Raw genomic sequence first — 5,920 nt, forward strand, 5'->3', positions numbered from 1 at the left:
CGGCCGGACCGGACGACCCGCCGAAGCAGCAGCTGCTGCTGCGTGCGCCACTGGCCGCGCAGGACCGGCTGCTCACCGCGCTGCGCGACCTGCGAGCGATACGCAGCGCGCGCAAGGAGCCCGAGACGGTGACCGTGCGGGTCGACCCGTTGACCGGGCCGGGCTGACCGGAGTCGCCTCCAGCCCCGACTGTTGCGGTGAGGTCGGCCCGTCCACGAGAAGAGCTTCACCGTGACAGTCCCTGGCGGGGGCTGCTCAGCCCTCGGACCTCCCCCGCGGCCCGACCGGTCGGTCGAACAGCCTGGACAGGACGATCGCGCTGCGGGTCTGCTCGATGTTGTCCTCGTTGCGGACCAGGCCGATCGCCCGCTCGAGGTCCTGCACCTCCTCGGCGACCAGGTGCAGCATGGCGTCGGCCGAGCCCGAGATGGTGCAGGCGCTGATCACCTCCGGGACGGCCTGGAACTGCCGCCGCAGCTGGGTCGGCGAGACCTTGCCGGAGCAGTAGACCTCGACGTAGGCCTCGGTGACCCAGCCGACCACGGAGGGGTCGATGACGGCGGTGAAGCCCTGGATGACACCCTCGGCACGCAACCGGTCCACTCGTCGCTTGGCGGCCGGTGCGGACAGGTCGACCTCCTGCCCGATCTCGGCGTAGGTGGCGCGGCCGTCGCGCATCAGGCAGGTCAGGACCTTGCGGTCGATGTCATCGAGCCCTGTCGACACTGTCACAACAAATCACCGTTCCGGAGAGTTAGGACGCAACAAAGAGTAGGATAGACGGCATACGAAGAGTTTGCTTGCTTGACGTTGTCCTGTTTCACTGGTCTGGTGAGGCGACCACCCCCTGCCTCCCCGTCGCGTCCACGCTCTCGACCCGAAGGAGCCCGATTGACCGTCATCGACCCTGCGCCCGCGCAGGTCCCCGGTACCCCTGCGCACACCCCCAGCTCACGCGAGCACGCGACTGCACGGCCGGCACGTCGAGCGAGGGCGCGGCGCTACCTGATGTGCCCGCCCCGCTACTTCGAGGTCGGCTACGCGATCAACCCGTGGATGGACCCGGTCGGCGGCCGGGCCGACGCCGAGCTGGCGTTGCGCCAGTGGGAGAGCCTGCGGACGACCTACCTCGGGCTCGGGCACGAGGTCGAGCTGATCGACCCTGTCCCCGGTCTGCCCGACATGGTGTTCGCCGCCAACGGGGCCCTCGTGGTGGGCACGCGCGCGCTCGGCGCGTCGTTCGCCCACCCGGAGCGCCAGGACGAGGCGGGCGCCTACCGACGTCGCCTGGAGGAGACCTCGGGCGTGGCGCAGGTCGTGGCCCCGCAGCACGTCAACGAGGGCGAGGGTGACTTCCTCGTCGTCGGCGACGTGGTGCTCGCGGGCACCGGCTTCCGGACCGACCCGGCGGCCCACGCCGAGGTGGAGCAGGCGCTGGCGTTGCCGGTCGTGTCGCTGACCCTGGTCGACCCCCGCTACTACCACCTCGACACCGCGATCGGCGTGCTCGACGACCAGACGATCGCCTACTACCCGCCCGCCTTCGACGAGCAGGGCCAGCAGACGCTGGCGACCCTCTTCCCGGAGGCCGTGGTCGCGACCGAGGAGGATGCCGCCACCCTGGGGCTGAACCTCGTCTCCGACGGCCACAACGTGGTGCTGCCCGCGGCGGCGACCGCGCTGGCCGAGCGGCTGGCTGGACTGGGCTTCGCACCGCACCCCGTCGACCTGTCCGAGCTGCTCAAGGCCGGAGGCAGCGTCAAGTGCTGCACGATGGAGCTGCATCGGCACCGCTCCGCCCCCACCACCCACTGACCGGCGTGCCCTCGCGGCGCCCGCGAAACTGCCGATTGACCCGAAAGGACCTGCCGTGACCACAACGGTACCCACCCACGACACCCCCACCGGCGCCGAAGACCGCACCGGTGGCGCCGCCCGCACCGCGCACGCCGCGAGCGCCGAGCACATCGCCCTGGCCGACGCGGTCATGGCGCACAACTACCACCCGCTGCCGGTGGTCATCGCCGAGGCGAAGGACGTCTGGGTCACCGACGTCGAGGGCCGCCGGCTGCTCGACTGCCTGGCCGGCTACTCCGCACTCAACTTCGGCCACGGCCACCCTGCCCTGCTGGCCGCCGCACACGAACAGCTGGACCGGGCGACCCTGACCAGTCGCGCCTTCCACAACGACCGACTCGCGCCGTTCTGCGAGGCGCTCGCACGCCTGGTCGGCAAGGACCAGGTACTGCCCATGAACACCGGCGCGGAGGCGGTCGAGACGGCCATCAAGGTCGCCCGCAAGTGGGCGTATGACGTCAAGGGAGTCCCGGCCGGCCGCGCCAAGATCATCGTTGCTGCGGAGAACTTCCACGGACGGACCACCACCATCGTGAGCTTCTCGACAGACCCGGTGGCCCGCGATGGCTTCGGGCCCTACACGCCGGGCTTCGAGACCGTGCCCTACGGCGACCTGGCGGCGCTGGAGGCGGCCGTCGACGACGACACCGCGGCCGTCCTGATCGAGCCGATCCAGGGCGAGGCCGGCGTCATCATCCCGCCGGAGGGCTACCTGCCGGGGGTACGCGAGCTCTGCACCCGGCGGCGGGTGCTCTTCGTCGCGGACGAGATCCAGTCAGGTCTCGGCCGCACCGGCGAGACCTTCGCGTGCGCGCACGAGGGCGTCGTGCCGGACATGTACATCCTGGGCAAGGCGCTCGGCGGCGGCATCGTGCCGGTCTCGGCCGTCGTCGCCGACCGCGACGTGCTCGGCGTCATCCAGCCGGGCAACCACGGCTCCACCTTCGGCGGCAACCCGCTGGCGGCAGCCGTCGGCCATGCGGTCGTGCGGCTGCTCGAGACCGGCGAATACCAGCAGCGCGCAACGCAGCTCGGCTCGCGTCTGCGGGAGCGGCTCGACCAGCTCGTCGGGCACGGTGTCGTGGCGGTCCGCTCACGCGGCCTGTGGGCCGGAGTGGACATCGACCCCGAGCTGATGAGCGGCCGCGAGGCGTCCGAGCAGCTGCTCGACCGCGGCGTCCTGGTCAAGGACACGCACGGCTCGACGATCCGCATCGCCCCGCCGCTCTCGATCGAGGCCGAGCAGGTCGACTGGCTGGTCGACCAGCTCGCCGACGTGCTCGAGGCCGCGGGCGCCACGCGCACGCAGTGACACCGTCCTGAGGGAGGGTATGGGGCTCGGCGCCGCGGCGCCGAGCCCCACCTCGTAGGGTCGCCCCATGGAGATCTGGGTCAACCCGGCGTGCAGCAAGTGCCGGACCGCCACGGCCGCCCTCGACGAGGCCGGCGTCGACTACACCGTGCGGCGCTACCTGGAGGACCCGCCCACGGTGAACGAGCTCGAGGCGGTCCTCGACCGGCTCCGACTCGAGCCTTGGGACGTCGCCCGCACCAGTGAGAAGGCGGCCCACGAGGTCGGGCTGGCCGACCTGCCCCGAGACGCCGAGCACCGCGCCGAATGGGTCGCGCGGATGGTGGCCCAGCCGATCCTGATCCAGCGACCGATCATCACGAACGACCACGGTGAGAGCGTCATCGGCCGCACTCCCGAAGCCCTGCAGCAGGTCCTCGGCCAGCGCTGACTACCCTCGGAGGCATGACCTCACCGACGCCAGCCGACGACCAGCAGCCCTGGGACGAGCCGGTGGACGAGCGCTTCTCGCCGAGCCCGGTAGACGCGGTGGTCTTCGACCTCGGCAACGTCCTGATCCGCTGGGATCCTTTCGCGGCGGTCGTCGCCGGGGTCGGAGCCGCCGAGGCCACGGCGTTCTTCGCCGCGGAAGACTTCGACTTCGGGGCCTGGAACTACCAACAGGACGCTGGGCGCGGTTGGGAGGAGGCGGAGACCGAAGCCAGCAGGACGCACCCGCACTGGGGGCCGGCGCTGCGCGCCTACCGAGAGCACTTTCCCCGGTCGCTGATCGGGGTGTTCGAAGACACGGTCACGGTGCTGCGCGAGCTGCACGAGGCGGGGGTGCCGCTGTTCGCGCTCACCAACTGGTCCGAAGAGCTCTTCCCCGAGGCCCTGCGCCGGTTCGACTTCCTCGAGCTCTTCGAGGATATCGTCGTCTCCGGTGAGGAGGGCGTGGCCAAACCCGATCCCGAGATCTTCCGGGTCCTCGAGGAACGGATGCGGCACCGCGGCAGCCTGGAGGACACCGTCTTCATCGACGACAACCCCCGCAACGTCGAGGCGGCAACGGCCGCGGGGATGGACGCCATCTTGTTCACCGACACCGGTCACCTGCGCGAGGACCTGCGGGCACGTGGGCTGCCGCTGCGGCGCGCATAGACTGCAGACCCCGCGCACGCCCACCAGCAAGGACTGCCCGTGTCGATCCAGGACATCCGACTCTTCGGCGACCCCGTGCTCCGCACGCCGGCCGCCCCTGTCGTCGACTTCGACCGGGAGCTGCGCCAGCTGGTCCGCGACCTGACCGACACCATGATGGACGCGCCGGGCGCCGGGCTCGCCGCCCCACAGCTCGGTGTGGGCCTGCGGGTCTTCACCTACCACGTGGACGGGCAGCTGGGGCACCTGGTCAACCCGACGCTCGAGCTGTCCGAGGAGAAGCAGCTCGGTGAGGAGGGCTGCCTGTCGTTCCCCGGCATCTACGCCGAGACCCCCCGCGCCCTGCGGGTCGTGGCGCACGGGCAGGACGAGCACGGCGAACCGCTCATCCTGGAGGGATCGGAGCTGCTCGCCCGGTGCATCCAGCACGAGACCGACCACCTCGACGGGATCTTGTTCATCGACCGGATGGACCGCGAGCAGCGCAAGCACGCCATGAAGGCCATCCGTGACGCCGCGTGGGCCGGCCTCACCGCCCCGACCGTCAAGGTCAGCCCTCACCCGACGTTCGGCAAGGGGCTCTGAGCGGTGCGCATCCTGTTCGCCGGGACCCCGCACACGGCCGTCCCGAGCCTCGACGCGCTGCTCGGCTCCGCACACCACGTCGTCGCCGTGCTCACCAGGCCCGATGCCCGAGCTGGTCGCGGACGCGCACTGGTGCCGTCACCGGTGCGGGTGCGCGCCGAGGAGGCGGGCGTGGAGGTGCTCACCCCGCAGCGGCCCGGCGACGAGGAGTTCCTCTCGCGGCTGCGCGAGCTCGCACCCGACGCCTGTCCGGTCGTGGCCTACGGCGCGCTGCTCCCCGCGGCTGCCCTTGCCGTGCCCACCCACGGTTGGGTCAACCTGCACTTCTCACTGTTGCCCGCCTGGCGCGGCGCCGCCCCGGTGCAGCACGCGATCATGGCCGGTGACGAGGTCACGGGGGCGACCACGTTCCTGATCGAGGCGGGCCTCGACACCGGTCCGGTGCTCGGGAGGATGACCGAGACGATCCGTCCGACCGACACCGCCGGCGACCTGCTCGAGCGTCTCGCCGATGCCGGGTCCGGCCTGCTGGTGGCCACCCTGGACGGGCTCGAGGCCGGCGAGCTGGTGGCCGAACCGCAGCCCGGTGAAGGAATCTCGCTCGCGCCCAAGATCAGCACCGACGACGCCAGGGTGCGATGGGCCACGCCCGCACTGTCGGTCGACCGGCGGGTGCGCGGCTGCACACCCGCTCCCGGCGCCTGGACGACCTTCCGCGGCGAGCGGCTCAAGCTGCTGCCGGTGGCCGTCGAGCAAGGAGGCGGTGATCTGATGCCGGGCGAGGTGCGTGTCGCCAAGCACGAGGTCCTGGTCGGCACAGCCACGACAGCGGTGCGGCTCGGCACGGTCCAGCCGCGCGGCAGGAAGCCGATGCCGGCGCAGGACTGGGCCCGCGGCGTGCGTATCGACGAAGGGGAGCGGTTCGAGGATGAGTGACCAGCAGTGGCACGGAGAGGGTCCGCGCCGGCCGCGCCGCTCGGGGGACCGCCGCGGAGGGCGGAGGGATGCTGCCGGCCGGCAGCGCCC

The 5,920-nt window shown here is 71.6% G+C and carries 7 protein-coding genes; 6 read left to right on the forward strand and 1 reads right to left on the reverse strand.

The window, feature by feature from the left end:
• Positions 1-255: 255 nt before the first annotated feature.
• Entirely contained in the window at positions 256-732 is a 477-nt protein-coding gene (locus FRW57_RS15940) for an Lrp/AsnC family transcriptional regulator (protein ID WP_238384720.1), read from the reverse strand.
• Between the two features lie 159 nt (positions 733-891).
• On the opposite strand from FRW57_RS15940, the gene ddaH reads away from it, so the two are divergent.
• The 6 genes from ddaH (at position 892) to fmt (ending at position 5,830) form a co-directional block, all read left to right on the forward strand.
• On the forward strand, positions 892-1,815 hold the full coding sequence (gene ddaH, locus FRW57_RS15945) for a dimethylargininase (RefSeq protein WP_238384721.1): 924 nt from the start codon (positions 892-894) through the stop codon (positions 1,813-1,815).
• 151 nt (positions 1,816-1,966) lie between these two features.
• A complete protein-coding gene (gene rocD / locus FRW57_RS15950; protein ID WP_274381592.1) occupies positions 1,967-3,169 on the forward strand; it encodes an ornithine--oxo-acid transaminase in 1,203 nt (400 codons plus the stop codon).
• 67 nt (positions 3,170-3,236) lie between these two features.
• Complete coding sequence (locus tag FRW57_RS15955) at positions 3,237-3,599, forward strand: ArsC/Spx/MgsR family protein (protein WP_152186459.1); 363 nt, start codon at positions 3,237-3,239, stop codon at positions 3,597-3,599.
• Between the two features lie 14 nt (positions 3,600-3,613).
• Entirely contained in the window at positions 3,614-4,309 is a 696-nt protein-coding gene (locus tag FRW57_RS15960; protein WP_137121991.1) for an HAD family hydrolase, read from the forward strand.
• Between the two features lie 39 nt (positions 4,310-4,348).
• On the forward strand, positions 4,349-4,894 hold the full coding sequence (gene def / locus FRW57_RS15965; protein ID WP_137121992.1) for a peptide deformylase: 546 nt from the start codon (positions 4,349-4,351) through the stop codon (positions 4,892-4,894).
• Positions 4,895-4,897: 3 nt separating this feature from the next.
• A complete protein-coding gene (gene fmt, locus FRW57_RS15970; RefSeq protein WP_137121993.1) occupies positions 4,898-5,830 on the forward strand; it encodes a methionyl-tRNA formyltransferase in 933 nt (310 codons plus the stop codon).
• Positions 5,831-5,920 lie beyond the last annotated feature (90 nt).

Source organism: Segeticoccus rhizosphaerae (assembly GCF_009192725.1).
Lineage (GTDB): Bacteria > Actinomycetota > Actinomycetes > Actinomycetales > Dermatophilaceae > Segeticoccus > Segeticoccus rhizosphaerae.

Excerpts from the sequence above, each read along its gene's own strand:
- FRW57_RS15955 (WP_152186459.1), top strand. The coding sequence starts at position 3,237 with ATGGAGATCTGGGTCAACCCGGCGTGCAGCAAGTGCCGGACCGCCACG.
- FRW57_RS15960 (WP_137121991.1), top strand. The coding sequence starts at position 3,614 with ATGACCTCACCGACGCCAGCCGACGACCAGCAGCCCTGGGACGAGCCG.